The organism is Arthrobacter jinronghuae, from assembly GCF_025244825.1.
In the GTDB taxonomy this organism is placed as follows: domain Bacteria; phylum Actinomycetota; class Actinomycetes; order Actinomycetales; family Micrococcaceae; genus Arthrobacter_B; species Arthrobacter_B jinronghuae.
In genome coordinates, this window is record NZ_CP104263.1 from 1,565,151 (window position 1) to 1,581,560 (window position 16,410).

A 16,410-nucleotide genomic window follows, 5' to 3' on the forward strand; every position below is an offset into this window, starting at 1 on the left:
AAATAGGAAGACAGCCGCGCACTAAAAAACGGGCCGGCCGGGGAGCATTCAGCTCCCGGGCCCGCCCGTTTTTTGTTAATGCCTGATGTCAGCCCTGGCTTGGTCCTACGGCGTCCACCGCGTTGGCCAGGGGTACGCCGGAGCCGTCCCGCCGGCCGTGTTCGGTGGGCAGGGCCCGCGCCACTCCGTTGGCTGCGGATGCCTTCGCGGGGCCGTGTCCGGCCCAGGCCACGGACAGCGAATCTTCGCCCTTCAGGAAGCGGTGTGCCCGGACGCCGGCAGTTGCCCGGCCCTTGGCAGGGTATTCGGCAAACGGTGTCACCTTCACCGAGCCGCCGGGTGTGCCCGGCAGGGCCTCGGTGGTGGTTGAAACGGTGACGACGACGGCGTCGGGATCCTCCGCAGCCACGGCGCCGAAGAACACCGCGGCGTCGTCGGCTGCCAGCTTGATCCCGGCCACGCCGCTTGCCGTACGGCCCTGGGCGCGGACCGCGGAGGCAGGGAAGTGCAGCAGCTGCGCCGACCGGGTGATGAAGACCAGTTCATCCGTCTCGTCCGCGGCCACGGACACCCCGATGACCTCGTCCTTGGGCTTGAGCGTGATGGCTTCCCAGTCATCGCGGTTCAGCGGGTAATCCGGATTGACCCGCTTCACCACGCCGTTGCGGGTGCCGATGGCCACCACGGCGTTCAACGGGACGAGCCCCACCAGCTTTTCGCCCTTGCCCAGGGTCATGAATTCCTTGACGGGCACGCCGCCTGCAAGGTTCGGCAGGCCGGCGGTCGAGGGCAGTGCAGGCAGGTCAAGGACGGAGATCCGGATCATCCGGCCGGAGGAGGTCAGCGCCCCGATCTCGCCGCGGGCGGTGGTCTTCACCACTGAGCGGAACACGTCGTGGCGCACCCGCTGCCCTCCTTCGGTGAGCGGTTCCTGGTCCGAGGTCCGCGCCACCTGGCCGGAGGCGGACAGGATGGCCCAACAGGGATCGTCCGGGATCTCCAGCGGAAGGACCGCTTTGGCGCCCTTGCCTGCGACGCCGGCGGCAGCGGTCACTGCCGCACCCTTCAGGGGTGAAGCGGCCTCCGATTCGAGCAGAACCGTACGCCGCGGCGTCGCGTATTTTGCCGCCACTTCGCCCAGTTCATCCGATACCAGGGAGCGCAGGCGCTGCTCGGAGCCGAGAATCGCCTCGAGTTCCTCGATGGCCTTCCGCAGCTCGTCCTGCTCCTTTTCGAGTTCGATGCGGGAGTACTTGGTCAGCTGCCGCAGGCGCAGCTCGAGGATGTGGCTGGCCTGGACTTCGGTCAGGTCGTAGACGGCCATCAGCCGTTCCCGGGCCTGGGCCGTTTCATCCGAGGACCGGATGATCTGGATGACCTCGTCGATGTCCACAATGGCGATCAGCAGGCCCTCGACCAGGTGCAGCCGGTCCTGCTTCCGGCGAAGCCGGTAGGCGGTGCGGCGACGGACCACACCGAGACGGTGCGCAACGTAGACCTGCAGCAGCTCAACCAGGCCCAGGGTCCGGGGCTGGCCGTCCACCAGGGTGACGTTGTTGATGCCGAAGGAATCCTCCATGGGCGTGAACTTGTACAGCTGGGCGAGCACGGCGTTGGGGTTGAACCCGTTCTTCAGCTCGATCACCAGGCGCAGGCCGTGGCTGCGGTCGGTGAGGTCCACAATGTCGGAGATGCCCTGCAGCTTCTTGGACGTCACGGCGTCCTTGATTTTTTCAATGACCTTTTCCGGGCCGACCATGTAGGGCAGCTCGGTGACCACCAGGCCGGTGCGGCGCGCGGTGAGCTGCTCCACTTCCACCTTGGCGCGGGTCTTGAAGGAACCGCGGCCGGTGGCGTAGGCATCGCGGATGCCGTCGAGCCCGACGATCCGTCCGCCCGTGGGCAGGTCCGGTCCGGGGATGAAGCGCATCAGCTCGTCCAGCCCGGCGTCCGGGTTGGCGATCAGGTGCTGGGTGGCGGCAATAACCTCGCCGAGGTTGTGCGGCGCCATGTTTGTGGCCATGCCCACGGCAATACCCGTGGCGCCGTTGACCAGCAGGTTGGGGAAGGCCGCGGGCAGGACTTCGGGCTGCTGGAGCTGGTTGTCGTAGTTCGGGACAAAGTCCACTACGTCTTCGTCCAGGTGATCCGTCAGGGTCAGGGCCGGGGCCGCCAGCCGGGCCTCGGTGTAACGGGCGGCGGCCGGACCGTCGTCGAGCGAGCCGAAGTTGCCGTGGCCGTCGATCAGGGGCAGGCGCAGCGCCCAGTCCTGCGCCATGCGCACCATGGCGTCGTAAATGGCCGTGTCTCCGTGCGGGTGCAGCTTGCCCATCACCTCGCCCACCACGCGGGCGGACTTCACGTGTCCGCGGTCCGGCCGCAGCCCCATGTCCGACATCATGTACAGGATGCGCCGCTGGACAGGCTTCAGGCCGTCGCGTGCATCGGGGAGGGCACGCGAATAGATCACCGAGTAGGCGTATTCGAGGAAGGAGCCCTCCATCTCGGTGGTGACATCTATCTCGATGATGTTCTCGGCGATCTTTTCGCCGGGTACGGATTTGGAGACGGGTTGGCGCCGGGCCATGCTGTTGTCGAATCCTTGCAGTGTTAGGGGACAGGTGTTCCGCGCCGTACATAATCCACGCGGTGGGGAGCCACGCTGTACAGAGCGGGTGGATGACTATGGGGAAGTTTGCCCACTACTCTGATTCTATGGTGGAGCAGGGACATTACCCCGAATATTGGGAAGCCGACGTCGTGTTGCGGGACGGAGGGACCGGGCATCTGCGCCCCGTTTCCCCCTCCGATGCGGACGCACTGCAGGCCTTCCACATGCGGCAGTCGCAGAGTTCCATCTACCTGCGGTTCTTCACCTATAAGGCCAAGCTCACCAACAAGGAGCTGGAGCGCTTCACCAATGTCGACTACCGGGACCGGCTGGCGTTCGTCATCACCATCGGTGATGAAATCATCGGCATCGGCCGCTACGACCGCCTCGACGATCCCACCGAAGCCGAGGTCGCCTTCAACATAGCCGACGGCCACCAGGGCCGCGGGCTGGGGTCCATCCTGCTGGAGCACCTGGCCGCCGCCGCCCGCGAAAACGGCATCCGCCGCTTCTCCGCGGAGGTCCTTCCCGAGAACCGCAAAATGATCGGCGTCTTCGCCGACGCCGGCTACGAGGTAAGCCGGCACTTCGACGACGGCGTGATCGCCCTGGACTTCAACATCGACCCGACGGAGAAATCGCTGGCGGTGATGGAAGCACGGGAGCACCGCGCCGAGGCCCGCAGCGTGGCGGACCTGCTCTCGCCGTCGTCGATCGCCGTCATCGGGGCCAGCCGGGAATGGGGCTCGGTGGGCTACCAGCTGCTCGAGCACATCATTGAGGGCGGCTTCAAGGGATCCGTGTACGCCATCAATCCGGAAGCCTTCGAACTGGCCGGCATGATTTCCTACAGCCGGATCTCCGAAGTGCCGGAAACGGTCCAGCTGGCCGTCATTGCCGTGCCCTACGAACAGGTCCTGGAGGTGGCGGATGAATGCGCTGCCGCCGGGGTGAAGGCCCTGCTGGTGGTCACCGCAGGTTTCGGGCCGAAGGGCCCGGAGGGGCTGGCCCGGCAGCGTGCCCTGGTCCGACGCGCACGGGCCCACGGCATGCGGGTGGTCGGGCCGGCGTCGCTGGGCCTGATCAATACCCGGCCGGATGTGTCCCTGAACGCTTCCATGGCACCGGCCCTGCCCCGGCGCGGGGGACTGGGGCTCTTCAGCCAGTCCGCCGCCATCGGCGTCCTGCTCTACGCCACTGCCCAGCGGCGCGCGCTGGGACTGTCGTCCACCATCTCCGCCGGCAACCGGGCCGACGTCTCCGGCAATGACGCCATGCAGTACTGGGAGGACGACGCCGACACCAAGGTTGTGGCGATGTACCTGGAATCGGTGGGGAACCCGCGTAAGTTCTCCCGCCTGGCCCGCAGGCTGGCGCGCACCAAACCCGTGATCGTCGCCAAGTCGGACGTGACCGGCCTCCAGCTTCCGCCCGGCCACGCCGTGCGCACCACGCAGGCCCCTCCGGGTGCCCTGGACGCGATGCTCCGCCAGTCCGGCGTCATCCGGGTGACTACCAACGAGCAGCTGATCGACGTGGCGCAGATTGCTGTCAGCCAGCCGCTGCCGCGCGGCCGCCGGGTGGCTGTCTTCAGCAATTCCGTGGCCCTGGGCCGTGTCCTGGCCGATGCCTGCACCGGCCTGGACCTGGACATCACCCGCCTCGAGGCGGAACTGGCCCTGGACACCGGGATGAGCGTGGCACTGCCGCAGCTGCGCCGGACGGTCACCGAGGTGCTGTCGGACGATTCGGTGGACGCCGGCGTCGTCGCGATTCTCCCGGCGCCGGGGCTGAGGACGGAAGCGATAGCCGCCGTTCTGGCGGAATGCGTGCAGGAGACCGGCAAGCCCCTGGTCGCTGCCTTTACCGGGATCGTGGATCCCAGGGCGCATGTTGAGGGACTGCTTGCGGCGGACCCCGATGTTGCAGGCGGCGGGTTGCCCTGCTTCAGCAGCCCCGGAGCAGCGGTAACCGCACTGGCCTCCGTGGTGCGCTACACCGAGTGGGCGCAGCGGGACCACGGCAGTTTCGTGGAGCCTGCCGGTGTCGATACCGAGGCAGCGTCGGCCTACCTCGATTCACTCATGGACCGGGTGGAAGGTGACGCCCTGACCCGGCTGGACCCGGAGCAGACGGCAAGGCTCCTGGAGTTCTACGGCATTTCCGTGCTGCCCGCCGTCAGTTTTTCCACACCGGACGAGGCAGTGGCCGCCGCCGAACAGCTTGGCTGGCCGGTGGCGGTCAAGACCCGCGAAGGGCATCTGCGCCACCGCCTGGACCTTGGCGGGGTACGGCTGAACATTGCCACGCCGGAGGCGCTGCGGACCAACATCGAGCAAATGCACCAGGCGCTGCGCCGCTACGGCGAATTCGAAATGGAAGTGCAGTCCATGGCCAACAGCGGACAGGGCTGCCGCATCCGCGCCATCGAGGATCCGCTGCTGGGACCGGTGATTTCCTTCGGACTTGCCGGTGACGCCACCAGCCTGCTGGACGACTGGGCGCACGGCGTTCCGCCGCTGACGGACCGCGACATTGCCGACCTGGTGCGGGCACCGCGTTCAGCTGCCAAGCTCTTCGGCTATCAGGGACTGCCCGAAGCCGACATCGCCGCGCTGGAGGACCTCATCGCCCGGCTGGCCGTCCTGAAGGATGAGCATCCGCAGATCGCGCTGATCGAGATCAACCCGGTTCTGGTCTCCGCCGACGGGGTCACCGTGCTGAGCGCCGACGTCCGGCTGGGCAACCCGCAGCGCCGCACCGACAGTGCCCGGCGCGCAATGCGGGACTGATCTTTTCCACCACCCGCGCGCCATTTAGGCATGAAGGGGCGGTCTGGGGGAAACTGGAAGCATGTCGCCGTTACTTTCCGCTGAACGCCGCAGCCTTGACGCATCCATGGAACGGGCAGGCTTCTACCCGACGCTTTTGGCCGACGTGGTCCACGATGCCCTCGACGGCCGCGAACCGCTGTCCCATCTGATCCACCTTGAAACGCATTTCGAGCGTACCGAGGTGCACCGCCACATCACGGTCCTGGTGTTGACCGAAGACATGCTCGTTATCACCCACGTGGATGACCAGCAGCTGGACGAGGCAGGCGAGCAGATGATGGCGCAGGTCTCCACCGAATCCGTACCGGTAACGCAGATCCGTTCCGTGGTGCTGGGCTACATGTACGCCCAGCCGCAGAACTACAAGCCGTCGGACCCGGCGCGGGAGATGACCCTCGCCATTGCCTGGTCCGGCGGACAGCGCCTGGACATGGGTCCCGCCGGCTGTGCGGACCCCCAGTGCGATGCGGACCACGGCTACACCGGCACCATCGCCCAGGAAGACATTGTGCTGCGCGTCAGTGCGGAAGCCGACGGCGCCCAGGCGGTTCAGAACGCCAAGGCCTTTGCCCGCGCCCTGCGTAAGGTGAACACCGATACCACGGCGGTTCCCCGCCCGTTGGACGGCGGCGACCCGCGCCAGCGCATGCCCGGCATCGGCGGACGCTTCAACCGCGCCCACCCGCAGCGCTAGCACCGTGGCATCAAACCCCGCTGCTCCCGACCTCCTGCCCGCCGCACCGGCCTACGGAACCCGTTCCGTAGCGGACGTGCTGTCCAGCGCCGCCGCCGTCCTGGGCGTTCCCGGCTATGAAAACTTGCTGTCCCTTCCGGCAGCCCGGCGTGTCTGCGTAGTGATGGTGGACGGGCTGGGACTGTCCCTGCTTAAGAAGCGCGGCGGGCACGCCCCCTTCCTGAAGGGATTCCTCCCCAAGGCCCGCACCCTGAGCGCTTCCTTCCCCACCACCACGGTTGCCTCGCTGGCATCCCTGGGCACGGGGCTTCCTCCCGGCCGGCACGGACTCGTGGGCTACGACGTCCTGGACCCGAACCAGGACAAAGTAGTAAACATGCTCGGTTCCTGGGATCCGGGCGTGGACCCGCTGCAGTGGCAGCCCTATCCCACCATCCTGGAGACTGCCGCCGAGCATATCCCGGTGGCCACGGTCAGCCTGCCCCGCTTTGCCGACTCCGCACTGACCCGCGCCGCGCTCCGGGGCGGCACGTTCATCCCGGCAACCGGGGTACACGCCCGTGTATCGGCAGCTGTCGACGCACTGGCAGGTGCGGACCGCATGCTGATGTACCTCTACTGGAATGAACTGGACAAGGCGGGGCACCGGTACGGCGCAGCTTCCCCCGAGTGGGGCAACGAGCTGGAAGAACTCGACAGCGCCCTGAAGCGGCTCGTGGCCAGGGTGCCTGCCGGCACCCTGGTGGTGCTGACCGCAGACCACGGCATGGTCGACGTAGCTGCTTCCCAGCGGTTCGATTTCAGTACCCAGCCGGAACTGATCGACGGCGTCCGGCACACGGCAGGGGAGCCGCGCATGGTCCATCTGTATCTGGAACCTGACGCGGGAAATGATGCGCTTGGCCGGCTCAAAGCCGCGTGGCAGACCGCCTACGGGGCCCGGGCATGGATTTTCACCCGCGAGGAAGCAGTGCGTGCAGGCTATTTCGGATCCGACGTGGATGCCGCTGTCCTGCCCCGTATCGGCGACCTCATGATCGCCGCCCGCGAGCCGATCGCCCTGTTCGACACGCGCCGGGTGGCTGCCTCGGCGCTGGAGGTCACCGGCCAGCACGGGTCGCTCACCAAGGCGGAGTGCGAAGTCCCCCTCCTGGTCCTGGCACAGCCTGAAACACGCAAGCGCACTTCGACGGCGCAGGGAGCAAAGTAGCCATGGCGGAACTGGTCTTTTTCTCAGGCACCATGGACTGCGGCAAATCGACGCTCGCGCTCCAGATGGATTACAACCACAGCGCCCGCGGCCGCGGCGGGATCCTGTTCAGCCGCAATGACCGGGCGGGGGAGTCCATGATCTCCAGCCGCCTCGGACTGCAGACGCCGGCAGTCGAGGTGCGTGACGACACGGACTTCTGGGCCGAGGTGCTGCACTGCCGGGGTACAGGGCACAACGTGGACTACCTCATCTGCGACGAGGCACAGTTCTACAGCGCCGCACAGGTCGAGCAGCTGGCCTCCATCGTGGACGAGATGGATATTGACGTGTTCGCCTTCGGCATCACGTCTGACTTCCGGACCCGGTTGTTCCCGGGGTCGCAGCGCCTGGTCGAGTTGGCGGACCGCATGGAGGTCCTGCAGGTCCGCGCCCTGTGCTGGTGCGGCCGGCGCGCTACCCATAACGCCCGCACCGTGGACGGCGTGATGGTAACGGAGGGGGACCAGGTGGTGGTTGGCGACGTCGAGTCCCGCACCCCGGCTCCGGCCGTTTCCGCCGAAGCGGAGCTGCCTCTGTTTGCGGACGAGCCCTTGTTCGAGGACCGTCCCTTGTTCGATGATCAACCGTTGTTCGACGCCGAGGAGCTGCTTGCAGCCGGCGGCGCCGGGTCCCCGACGGGAACCGAAGCCGCCCCTGTCATCGGCTATGAAACGCTCTGCCGCCGGCACTACATGCGCCGGGTCACCGCGCAGCAGGCAGCCGCCCTCGCAGACGAAGCAGAGTCGGCGTCGGTGTGTTGTGTGGAGACGAAGCCGGAAACGTTCCGACCCTAGGCGGCGCCGCCCTGGGCCAACGCGCGCCGGGCCGGTTCACCGTCACGGGCAAGCGTACTTCCGGCCCGGCCGGCGCCAAGAATGACCGTCGCGGATGTTATCCGGGACTAGTCGCCCTTGGTGCCGAAGACAATCTCGTCCCAGGACGGGACCGAGGACCGCTTGGGCTTGATGGCGCGCCGCTCCTGGGCACTGTCGTCCTTGCCCTTATCGGCGTCGGATTCCTCCGGCTGCTGGCCCTTGCCCCCGCTGGGCAGGCGGTCCCAAGGGAAGTCGCGTCCGGCGTTTTTGCGGGCCGAGGGTTCCACCGGTGGCTCATCCGGAACGGCGGTCTCTGCTTCCGCAGGCGGGTTGGGCGTTTCCTCGTCGGTACCGCCTGCGGCAGGTTCCCGGGTTGCACGCCGGCGGAAGGGCCGCGCCAGCACACTGATTTCCCGGGTCTGGGTAACGCTGCCGGGAAGGGCTACGGGATCCACCGGATCGTCGCTGTCTGCGGACTCGACCGAAGGCGCCAGGGTCAGGCGGCCGGTACGCGGCCGCTTGGCGTTGCTCTCGTCGTCCTCCGTGTCGGGGCTGCCTTCCCGCGGGTGCGCCGCGGGGACGCTGCCCTTGGACAGCAGTGTTGCCAGCGCGTCGTCGCCGTCTTCATCGCTGCCCAGCCGCTGGCCGCGCCGCGACCGCAGGACTTCGAGAATGTCGTCGGTGTCGTCGGAGGACGCACCGCCTTCTGCTTCGAAATCGAAGACACGGTCCGCGACGGCGGCCAGGCGGCGGGTGGGTACGGGAGTGTCCAGCGGTTCCAGTTCGCTCAGGACCTGCGCCCAGCGGTTGGTGTTCGTAACGCTCTTGCGCAGCGGGCTGAAGATCCAGCGGGCGGGCGGTTCCTCGCCGATGGCGACCCGGGACTTCTCGGTGAGCTCGAAGCGGGCCACCACTTCCCAGGTTCCATCCGGGCGGCGCCAGGCGTCCCACTCGACCGAATCGGGGTCCACGCCGAAGGACCGCAGGCGGTGCAGCACCATGTCGCCGAGGTTAACCGGATTCTCGCCGAAGGCGCTGCGGTAACCGTCGTGGGTGGCGGACATGGGTGCGGCAACCTCGACGCCCTGCGCCTGCCGCGCAACGTATTCACGCTCGGCGAGCACGGGACCTTCGTAGCGTCGGATGTGCGCGAGGTCGTGGCCGGAAAGTTCGGCAACCTCTTCGGCGCTGGCGCCGGATCGGATGCGGGCCTGGATATCCCGCGGAGTCATGGTGGTGCCGGCCGCCGGAGCAGCCTGCGGTGCGGACCGGTGTGCGGGGCGCGATGCCGCTACCCGGAGGGCTTCATCAATCCGGAGACGGAAGGTTTCCCCGCCCTTGCCGCTTAACAGCAGATGTTCGCCACCTTCATGGACACCCACCAGCCGTAGATCCTGCATCAAAAAGTCCTCCACCCGATAGCAATTCCTTCTTGAAACAATGCCATCCCCGGCGCCGAAAACCTAAGCTTTGCCCGGGTGTGGCGCATTTGGAAAGGGTGCAGGATGGACGGCCCGGCGCGGGAGCGCGTGTCCCGAGCGGCAGCCGGTTCGCTTTTTCACCCCATGTGGGTAAAAATCTCTGCTTTACGGGCACAAAACAGGTATCCGTGGCGTTGATATCTCCGAGTCACCGACGCGGGTCCGGGGAGCCGGTCCAACCCGGGGCTCAGGCAGCAGCGAACACCATACAAACGGACGGCGAGATAAGACACTATGGCGACAGATTATGACGCCCCGCGCAAGACCGAGGAAGACGCCGGCGAAGAGTCGATAGAGGAGCTCAAGACGCGCCGCACGGCTGTGCCGTCAGCCCTCGTGGACGAGGACGAGGCTGAGGCGGCGGACGCCTTTGAGCTCCCCGGGGCGGACCTTTCGGGCGAGGAACTGCTGGTCCGGGTCCTTCCGGCGCAGGCTGATGAGTTCACCTGCGCCTCATGCTTCCTGGTTCGCCACCGCTCACAGATAGCCCTGGAAAAGAACGGCATGTTTTACTGCGTGGACTGCGAGGGCTGATTCAGCGCCCGGAGGTGAGTGCTTCGACCAGCTTTTCCGGACGGCGCGTGGAGGTCAGCCAGTACGGCGTGCGGTCCGCCGGATCCGTAATTTCAATGCGGACCACAGGGGAGATCCAGCCGCGGATGCACATGTAGGACGTAGCGTTCAGCGCGGGCCCGCGCTGCATCGTGGCGTCTTCACCGCGGAAGGCCTCGACCTTGCCGATGAAGCGGCGCTCGATCTGCGCCCGCCCAACCTGCAGGGTTTCGGGGGTGACCCGGATCTGGGGGGTCGAGATCACCAGGAGCACTGCAAAAATGACCGCGGCGACTACGGCGCCGGTGATGCCGGCCCCCAGGCTGATCGGGACAAAAACAAGGATGCAGGCTGCGGAGAGGAGGGCGGCGACGAACCAGATCCCGAAGGAAGGTGTGAGGCGTTCGGAGTACAGGACGGTGCCGGCGGAGCTCTTTGACGAAGGGCTCTTTGCAGAAGGGGATGACATACCCCCAGCTTTTCACCTTTGGCGGGGCATTTCATCCCGCGCCGTGCCGGTGGGCAAATGCCCGGCGACCGCACAGGAAAACGCGCTAAAGTGTGGTGGTTGGCCCGGGGGCCGGGGCGAACGGCTCTGCCTCCCGGATGCTTCCACCGCCCCCGCAGCCGCCCCCGGCTGCTGTTGTTGGAAATCTATTGAAACCGGAGAAACTGGTGCAAGGTGCAGGGACCACGCTGAAGGTACAGCTGAAAATGCTCGACGACGGGCTGGAACCGCCGTCGTACGCGCACCCCGGCGACGCCGGAGCCGACCTTCGCTCCCGGATCGATTTCACCCTCGCCCCGGGGGAGCGGCAGCTCATTCCCACCGGTGTTTCGCTGGCCCTGCCTTTCGGCTATGCAGCTTTTGTCCATCCCAGGTCCGGGCTCGCCACCAAGCACGGCATCAGCATCGTCAACGCGCCCGGGACCGTGGACGCCGGGTACCGCGGAGAAATCTCCGTCACCCTGATCAACACCGACCTCACGCAGCCCGTGACGCTGCGGCGAGGCGACCGGATTGCCCAGCTGGTGATCCAGCGCGTGGAAACGGCCGAGTTTGTTCCCGTCGATGAGCTCCCGGATTCCGTCCGGGGAGCCGGCGGATTCGGGTCCACCGGAGGATTCACCGCCGTTCCCGCCTGACCCGCACCCGGACCGCGGACAGCGGCCGTACTAAGAACTTGCAGACAAGAGAGAAGGAACTTCGGTTATGGCATTTGGGCGGCGTAAGAAAACCAAGGCAGAGGAAACCGCCGGGGCAGCAGCGGAGAACACATCCGCAACCGATACGGACACGGCAAACGCCGACGCCGGCAGTGACGCCGTGCAGGCTCCGGCGGCAGGCGGCCCCTACGACCTCAGCGAGCGTCCCTCCGAGGAAGGCTACGTTGATCTCGGAGCGCTCCGGATCGCCGCGTCCCAGGGGCTGCAGCTGCGCCTGGAAGTTGAGGAAAAGACCCAGCGCGTGGTTGCCGTGACGCTGGACCTGGAGGGATCCAGCCTTCAGCTGCAGGCCTTCGCCGCACCGCGGTCGGAGACCCTCTGGGACGACATCCGGGAACAGATCGGCAAGTCGGTGGGATCACAGGGCGGCACCGTGGATGAACTCTCCGGTACGTTCGGAACCGAGCTGCTGGCCCGGGTGCCTGCGCAGGCACAGGACGGCTCCAAGGGGTACCGGGTGGCCCGCTTTGTCGGCGTCGACGGCCCCCGCTGGTTCCTTCGCGGCGTCTTCGGCGGCCCGGCAGCCATGAATCCCGAAGCCGCCGGCCCCCTCGAGGAAGTCTTCCGCAACGTAGTGGTGGTCCGGGGCGAGCAGCCCCTGCCGCCGCGCGACCTGCTGCAGCTGCGCCTGCCCCGCGATGCTTCCCCGCTCCCGCGTGCCAACAAGGATGCCGCCAAGCCTGCCGCACCCGAGCGCGGCCCGGAAATCACGACGATCGGCTAACCGGTGCCCGCCGTTACCGCTTCCACGCACTGCGTGAGCATCAAATCCCTCCCGGAGCGTGGCCGGGCGTACTGCCGCGGCTACGTTTCGGCCATCACCGTGGTGCCGGCCAACGACCCGCCGCGGTTTACCGCAGTGGTAGAGGACTCGATGGCCGCTTACCGCGAAAACCCCCTGGCTTCCCGGGCCAAGGTGCGCCTGGTCTGGGTAGGCCAGCGACGGGTGCCCGGGATCGAAGCCGGAACGTACCTGGCGTTCGAGGGCATGGTGTCCGATGTGGACGGACGCCCCACCATCTTCAATCCGCGATACGAAATCATTGGACGCCCGGAGGCCGACGCATGAGCACACCCAAGCAGTCGGACGAGGGCCAGCCGGACCTGAACCAGCTCGCCGGACAATATGCGGCCCGCGCCGGGGTGGAGCGCCGCGACGACGGGCAGATCGATGTGCTCAAGTCCGTCGGCGGCGTCCGGGGACTGGCCGAGGCGATTGTTCCCGGGCTTCTCTTCACCCTGCTCTACACCGTGGGGGTGGAGCTGAACCTCTCACTGGGTGCGGCCGTAGCCGCCGCAGCCGTGTTTTCAGTAGCCAACCTTCTCCAGCGGCGCCCGTTGATGCAGTCCCTGACGGGTGTGGCAGGCGTCGCCATCTGCGCCTTCGTGGCACTGCGCAGCGGTGACGGCGCAACGTACTTCGTCCCCGGGTTCTACCTGAACGGCGCCTACATCCTGGCGTTCCTGATCTCCATCGCCGTGAAATGGCCGGTGGCCGGACTGCTGTTCGGGATGATCCGCGGCGAAAACCTGGATTGGCGCACATCGCCGGTCCGGTTGAAGGCCTACACCTGGGCCAGCTGGATCATCGTGGCAGTCTTCGCCCTCCGGCTGGCCGTCCAGCTGCCCCTGTTCCTGGCGGACAATGTTGCCGCGCTGGGCACCATGCGCCTGGCTATGGGCGTGCCGCTCTATGCGCTGGGACTCTGGCTGGCGTGGGTGGTCTCCCGGCCCTCGGCCGTCGTGGCCCCCGAAGCCGCGAGCGGGCCCGGCTCTGCTGCGGGAGACTCCGCAGCGTCCGACCCGGCGTCCAGGGATTCCTGACGGGCGTGTGCGGCTGCCGCGGCCGCAGCCGGGGATAGGACTGCCCGCAGTTCGTCTTCGGCTGCAATCGTGGTGATGAAGAACAGCTCGTCACCCGGCTCCACGACGTCGTCGTTGCTCGGCGTGATGGGTGCGTCGTCGCGCAGGATCGCAACCACGGTGGCATCCAGCGGCCAGTCGATTGATCCCAGGGTCCGGCCCGTGAGGTGCGAATCGGAGGGAACGGTGAACTCCACCATGGAGGACACACCGGTCTGCAGGCTGAGCAGCCGGACCAGGTCGCCGATTTCCACCGCTTCTTCGACCAGGGCGGTCATGAGGCGGGGCGTGTTCACTGCCACGTCAACACCCCACGAATCGTCGAACATCCAGTCGTTCTTCGGATTGTTCACGCGGCCTACGGTCCGAGCCACGCCGAATTCGCTCTTGGCCAGCAGCGAGACCACAAGGTTGACCTTGTCATCGCCGGTGGCGGAAACGACGACGTCGGCTTCCTCCAGCCGCGCATCCTTCAGTGTGGTCAACTCGCAGGCATCGCCGATCAGCCACCGGGCTCCGCGCAGGCCGCTGCGGCCCACGCACTCAGGCTTCTCATCAATCAGCAGCACGTCATGGCCGTGGGAGAGCAGTTCCTTGGCGATGGACGAGCCCACGCTGCCGGCGCCGGCAATCACAACTTTCACAGGGACTCCTTGGCTGGTTCCTTGGACAGGATCTTGCTGATTTCCGCGGTCCGGTCGACTGACATCATCGCGTGCAGGACATCACCCTCCTGGTAGCTGCTGTCCTGTCGCGGCAGGATCCCTTCCCCGAACCGGGTGACATAGGCAATCCGGACACCGGCGGCGGTCTCGATGCTGACCAGCGACCGGCCCAGCCAGCCCTCATGCAGGGACAGCTCACCCAGGATCAGCCGGCCGGAGGACTCGCGGAAGTCGCCGTTGATGCTCTGCTCGGGCAGGATCCTGCGCAGCACCTGGTCTGCGCTCCACCGAACGGCCGCGACCGTGGGGATGCCGAGGCGCTGGTAGATCTCCGCGCGTCCCGGATCGTAGATGCGCGCGACGACGTGCCCTACATGGAAGGTCTCACGCGCCACGCGGGTGGCCAGGATGTTCGAGTTGTCACCGCTGGAAACGGCGGCGAATGCATAGGCCTCTTCGATGCCCGCAGCTTTGAGCGTCTCGCGGTCAAAGCCGACGCCGGTCACCTTGCGTCCGGTGAAGGTCTGCCGCAGCCGGCGGAACGCCCGCTCGTCCTGGTCGATGATGGCGACCGAATGGCCGGCATTGTCCAGGGTATGGGCGAGGCTGACGCCTACGCGCCCGCACCCCATGATCACGTAATGGGCCAACTGCCCTACCTCGGTTTCGGTTTATGGCGAACTGCGCGCCGCAGAAGGCTGCCGCGCAGCTGTCCGCGCAATAAAATCAATCAACGCCAGCTTAGTCCCGACGGCGGCCCAAATAGCACCGCGCCCGGCTCCCGTGGTGAGATGGACTTTTAGGCTCCATGAAGGAAGTACAGCAACCCCATGTCTATTGAACTCACCATCGGCGCCCCGGCCCACGGCGGCCACTTCGTTGCCCGGCATGAAGGGCGGGTCGTCTTTGTCCGGCACGGCCTTCCGGGGGAGCGGGTCCGGGTCCGGCTCACGGAATCGGGCGAGGACGCCAAATTCTGGCGGGCCGACGTCGTCGAGGTCCTCGAGGCGGCAGAGGGACGCCGGGAGCATTTCTGGAGGGAAGCAGACGCGCTGCGCGCGGCGGCACGGGGGAAGCTGCCCGTGGGCGGCGCTGAGTTCGGCCACATTGACCTGCCGGTCCAGCGCCGGCTGAAGGCGGAGGTCTTCGCCGAGCAGCTGCGCCGGCTCGGCGGCACCGACCTGGTCCCGGAGGTCGAACCCGCACTCGAGGAAAGCGCCGACGGACTGGGCTGGCGTACCCGGGTCAGTTTCTCGGTGGCGCCCAGCGGCCGGCTGGCCATGCATGCCCACCGCTCAGATGAACTCATTCCGGTCGAAGCCATGCCCCTGGCCTCCGAGTCCATCAACGCACTGCGGCTGTGGGAGACGGATTTCACCGGCATTGACCGTGTGGAGGTAGCCGCTCCGGCCGCCGGCGGACAGCCCCTGGTCCTCCTGATCCCCGCGGCGGGAACCCACCCGCGGATCCCCGCGCGGATTGCCGGCAACCTGCCCGACGGCGTGTCCGTGGCCGCCTGGAACCCGGAGAGCCACGAACTCACCCGGCTGAAGGGACGCACCTGGGTGCAGGAAACGGTGCTGGGCCACGACTACCGGGTCACCGGGGCAGGGTTCTGGCAGATCCACCGTTCCGCGCCGCAGACGCTGGCGGCGGCCGTGCTTGATGGCCTTCAGGTGCAGTCCGGGGAATCCGTGGCCGACCTTTATGCCGGTGCCGGACTGTTCACCGCTCCGCTGGCGGCGGCTGCAGGGGAATCCGGCCGGGTGCTCTCGGTCGAAGGATCCCCGGGTGCCAGCCGTGACGCCCGAAAGAACCTCTTCGCCGCGCCCCAGGTGCAGATCAGCCAGGGCCGGGTGGACAAGATGCTCCAGGATGCGGGGGACCTCGACGTCGTGCTCCTGGACCCGCCGCGCGTCGGAGCCGGGAAAGCGGTGGTGCAGCAGATCGACGCCGCCGCGCCCCGGGTGGTCGGCTACGTGTCCTGCGACCCGGCGTCGTTCTCCCGTGACCTGGGCTATTTCCGGGCCGCCGGCTGGGAAATGGACAGCCTGCGGGTGTTCGACCTGTACCCGCATACCCACCACATGGAGTCCTTCGCCGTCCTGCGCAAGCGCTAGCGGTTCCGTCGCCGGCGCCGGAAAAGCCGTCGGCGACGCCGGTCACGACGCGTCGTGGCCCATATCTCCTCCGGGCGCCCCTGTAAAGGCTAGGATGGGATGCAGTTGTCCAGTACTGCGCCTTTATGGGGGAGTTCTCCGGTAGTTTCGACTTTCGGGGGAGTCGTTGCCCAGGCAGGGGGCCTGTGTCGGCAGGAAATGAACCACCGGTTTCCATGCCGCCCCCTTTGCCCGACTTTTTAGGGAAACCTAACTGGCGGGCAGTTGTGACCTGGACAAAGATAACAAGGTGGCGA

The 16,410-nt window shown here is 67.0% G+C and carries 14 protein-coding genes and 1 pseudogene; 10 read left to right on the forward strand and 5 right to left on the reverse strand.

Annotation, left to right across the window (positions count from 1 at the left end):
• Positions 1-88: 88 nt before the first annotated feature.
• On the reverse strand, positions 89-2,587 hold the full coding sequence (locus N2K98_RS07205; RefSeq protein WP_255865339.1) for a DNA gyrase/topoisomerase IV subunit A: 2,499 nt from the start codon (positions 2,585-2,587) through the stop codon (positions 89-91).
• A gap of 128 nt (positions 2,588-2,715) precedes the next feature.
• On the opposite strand from N2K98_RS07205, the gene N2K98_RS07210 reads away from it, so the two are divergent.
• The 4 genes from N2K98_RS07210 (at position 2,716) to N2K98_RS07225 (ending at position 8,185) form a co-directional block, all read left to right on the forward strand.
• Positions 2,716-5,403 (forward strand): bifunctional acetate--CoA ligase family protein/GNAT family N-acetyltransferase, encoded by a 2,688-nt coding sequence (locus N2K98_RS07210; protein WP_255865340.1) that lies wholly within the window; start codon positions 2,716-2,718, stop codon positions 5,401-5,403.
• A 61-nt stretch (positions 5,404-5,464) separates the two neighbouring features.
• Entirely contained in the window at positions 5,465-6,139 is a 675-nt protein-coding gene (locus tag N2K98_RS07215) for a DUF5998 family protein (protein WP_255865341.1), read from the forward strand.
• A 4-nt stretch (positions 6,140-6,143) separates the two neighbouring features.
• Entirely contained in the window at positions 6,144-7,349 is a 1,206-nt protein-coding gene (locus tag N2K98_RS07220) for an alkaline phosphatase family protein (RefSeq protein WP_255865342.1), read from the forward strand.
• 2 nt (positions 7,350-7,351) lie between these two features.
• Positions 7,352-8,185 (forward strand): thymidine kinase, encoded by an 834-nt coding sequence (locus tag N2K98_RS07225; protein WP_255865343.1) that lies wholly within the window; start codon positions 7,352-7,354, stop codon positions 8,183-8,185.
• 107 nt (positions 8,186-8,292) lie between these two features.
• Here N2K98_RS07225 and sepH read toward each other — a convergent pair whose 3' ends face one another.
• Positions 8,293-9,606 (reverse strand): septation protein SepH, encoded by a 1,314-nt coding sequence (gene sepH / locus N2K98_RS07230; protein ID WP_255865344.1) that lies wholly within the window; start codon positions 9,604-9,606, stop codon positions 8,293-8,295.
• A 315-nt stretch (positions 9,607-9,921) separates the two neighbouring features.
• On the opposite strand from sepH, the gene N2K98_RS07235 reads away from it, so the two are divergent.
• Positions 9,922-10,221 carry a DUF4193 domain-containing protein gene (locus N2K98_RS07235; RefSeq protein WP_255798028.1) on the forward strand — a complete coding sequence of 100 codons (300 nt, stop codon included), beginning with the start codon at positions 9,922-9,924 and terminating at the stop codon, positions 10,219-10,221.
• Between the two features lies 1 nt (position 10,222).
• Here the strand turns inward: N2K98_RS07235 and N2K98_RS07240 are convergent, their stop codons facing one another.
• Positions 10,223-10,708: a DUF3093 domain-containing protein gene (locus N2K98_RS07240; RefSeq protein WP_255798027.1), complete on the reverse strand. Its 486-nt coding sequence runs from the start codon at positions 10,706-10,708 to the stop codon at positions 10,223-10,225.
• A 188-nt stretch (positions 10,709-10,896) separates the two neighbouring features.
• Here N2K98_RS07240 and dut point away from each other — a divergent pair, with 188 nt between their 5' ends.
• The 4 genes and pseudogenes from dut to N2K98_RS07260 form a co-directional block, all read left to right on the forward strand.
• Positions 10,897-11,385, forward strand: a complete 489-nt coding sequence (dut, locus tag N2K98_RS07245) for a dUTP diphosphatase (protein WP_255798026.1) — start codon at positions 10,897-10,899, stop codon at positions 11,383-11,385.
• A 67-nt stretch (positions 11,386-11,452) separates the two neighbouring features.
• Positions 11,453-12,190, forward strand: coding sequence for a DUF3710 domain-containing protein (locus N2K98_RS07250; RefSeq protein ID WP_255865345.1), 738 nt, complete (start codon positions 11,453-11,455; stop codon positions 12,188-12,190).
• 33 nt (positions 12,191-12,223) lie between these two features.
• Entirely contained in the window at positions 12,224-12,535 is a 312-nt protein-coding gene (locus N2K98_RS07255; RefSeq protein ID WP_255798024.1) for a single stranded DNA-binding domain-containing protein, read from the forward strand.
• Positions 12,532-13,140, forward strand: a pseudogene (locus N2K98_RS07260) (DUF3159 domain-containing protein); the annotation flags it as partial. The gene N2K98_RS07255 and the pseudogene N2K98_RS07260, both read left to right, overlap by 4 nt.
• A gap of 17 nt (positions 13,141-13,157) precedes the next feature.
• Here N2K98_RS07260 and N2K98_RS07265 read toward each other — a convergent pair.
• Both N2K98_RS07265 and N2K98_RS07270 read right to left on the reverse strand, forming a co-directional pair.
• Positions 13,158-13,973 carry a potassium channel family protein gene (locus N2K98_RS07265; RefSeq protein WP_255798023.1) on the reverse strand — a complete coding sequence of 272 codons (816 nt, stop codon included), beginning with the start codon at positions 13,971-13,973 and terminating at the stop codon, positions 13,158-13,160.
• Positions 13,970-14,644, reverse strand: coding sequence for a potassium channel family protein (locus N2K98_RS07270; protein WP_229952211.1), 675 nt, complete (start codon positions 14,642-14,644; stop codon positions 13,970-13,972). Before N2K98_RS07270 ends, N2K98_RS07265 begins: the two co-directional genes overlap by 4 nt.
• 180 nt (positions 14,645-14,824) lie before the next feature.
• Between N2K98_RS07270 and N2K98_RS07275 the strand changes: the two genes are divergently transcribed.
• Positions 14,825-16,114 carry a class I SAM-dependent RNA methyltransferase gene (locus N2K98_RS07275; RefSeq protein ID WP_255865346.1) on the forward strand — a complete coding sequence of 430 codons (1,290 nt, stop codon included), beginning with the start codon at positions 14,825-14,827 and terminating at the stop codon, positions 16,112-16,114.
• The last annotated feature ends 296 nt before the right edge of the window (positions 16,115-16,410 follow it).

What these genes read in the sequence shown, in the direction of transcription:
- N2K98_RS07205 (WP_255865339.1), bottom strand. Translation starts at nt 2,587, where the DNA reads ATGGCCCGGCGCCAACCCGTCTCCAAATCCGTACCCGGCGAAAAGATC.
- N2K98_RS07210 (WP_255865340.1), top strand. Translation starts at nt 2,716, where the DNA reads ATGGTGGAGCAGGGACATTACCCCGAATATTGGGAAGCCGACGTCGTG.
- N2K98_RS07215 (WP_255865341.1), top strand. Translation starts at nt 5,465, where the DNA reads ATGTCGCCGTTACTTTCCGCTGAACGCCGCAGCCTTGACGCATCCATG.
- N2K98_RS07225 (WP_255865343.1), top strand. Translation starts at nt 7,352, where the DNA reads ATGGCGGAACTGGTCTTTTTCTCAGGCACCATGGACTGCGGCAAATCG.
- sepH (WP_255865344.1), bottom strand. Translation starts at nt 9,606, where the DNA reads ATGCAGGATCTACGGCTGGTGGGTGTCCATGAAGGTGGCGAACATCTG.
- N2K98_RS07235 (WP_255798028.1), top strand. Translation starts at nt 9,922, where the DNA reads ATGGCGACAGATTATGACGCCCCGCGCAAGACCGAGGAAGACGCCGGC.
- N2K98_RS07240 (WP_255798027.1), bottom strand. Translation starts at nt 10,708, where the DNA reads ATGTCATCCCCTTCTGCAAAGAGCCCTTCGTCAAAGAGCTCCGCCGGC.
- N2K98_RS07250 (WP_255865345.1), top strand. Translation starts at nt 11,453, where the DNA reads ATGGCATTTGGGCGGCGTAAGAAAACCAAGGCAGAGGAAACCGCCGGG.
- N2K98_RS07275 (WP_255865346.1), top strand. Translation starts at nt 14,825, where the DNA reads ATGTCTATTGAACTCACCATCGGCGCCCCGGCCCACGGCGGCCACTTC.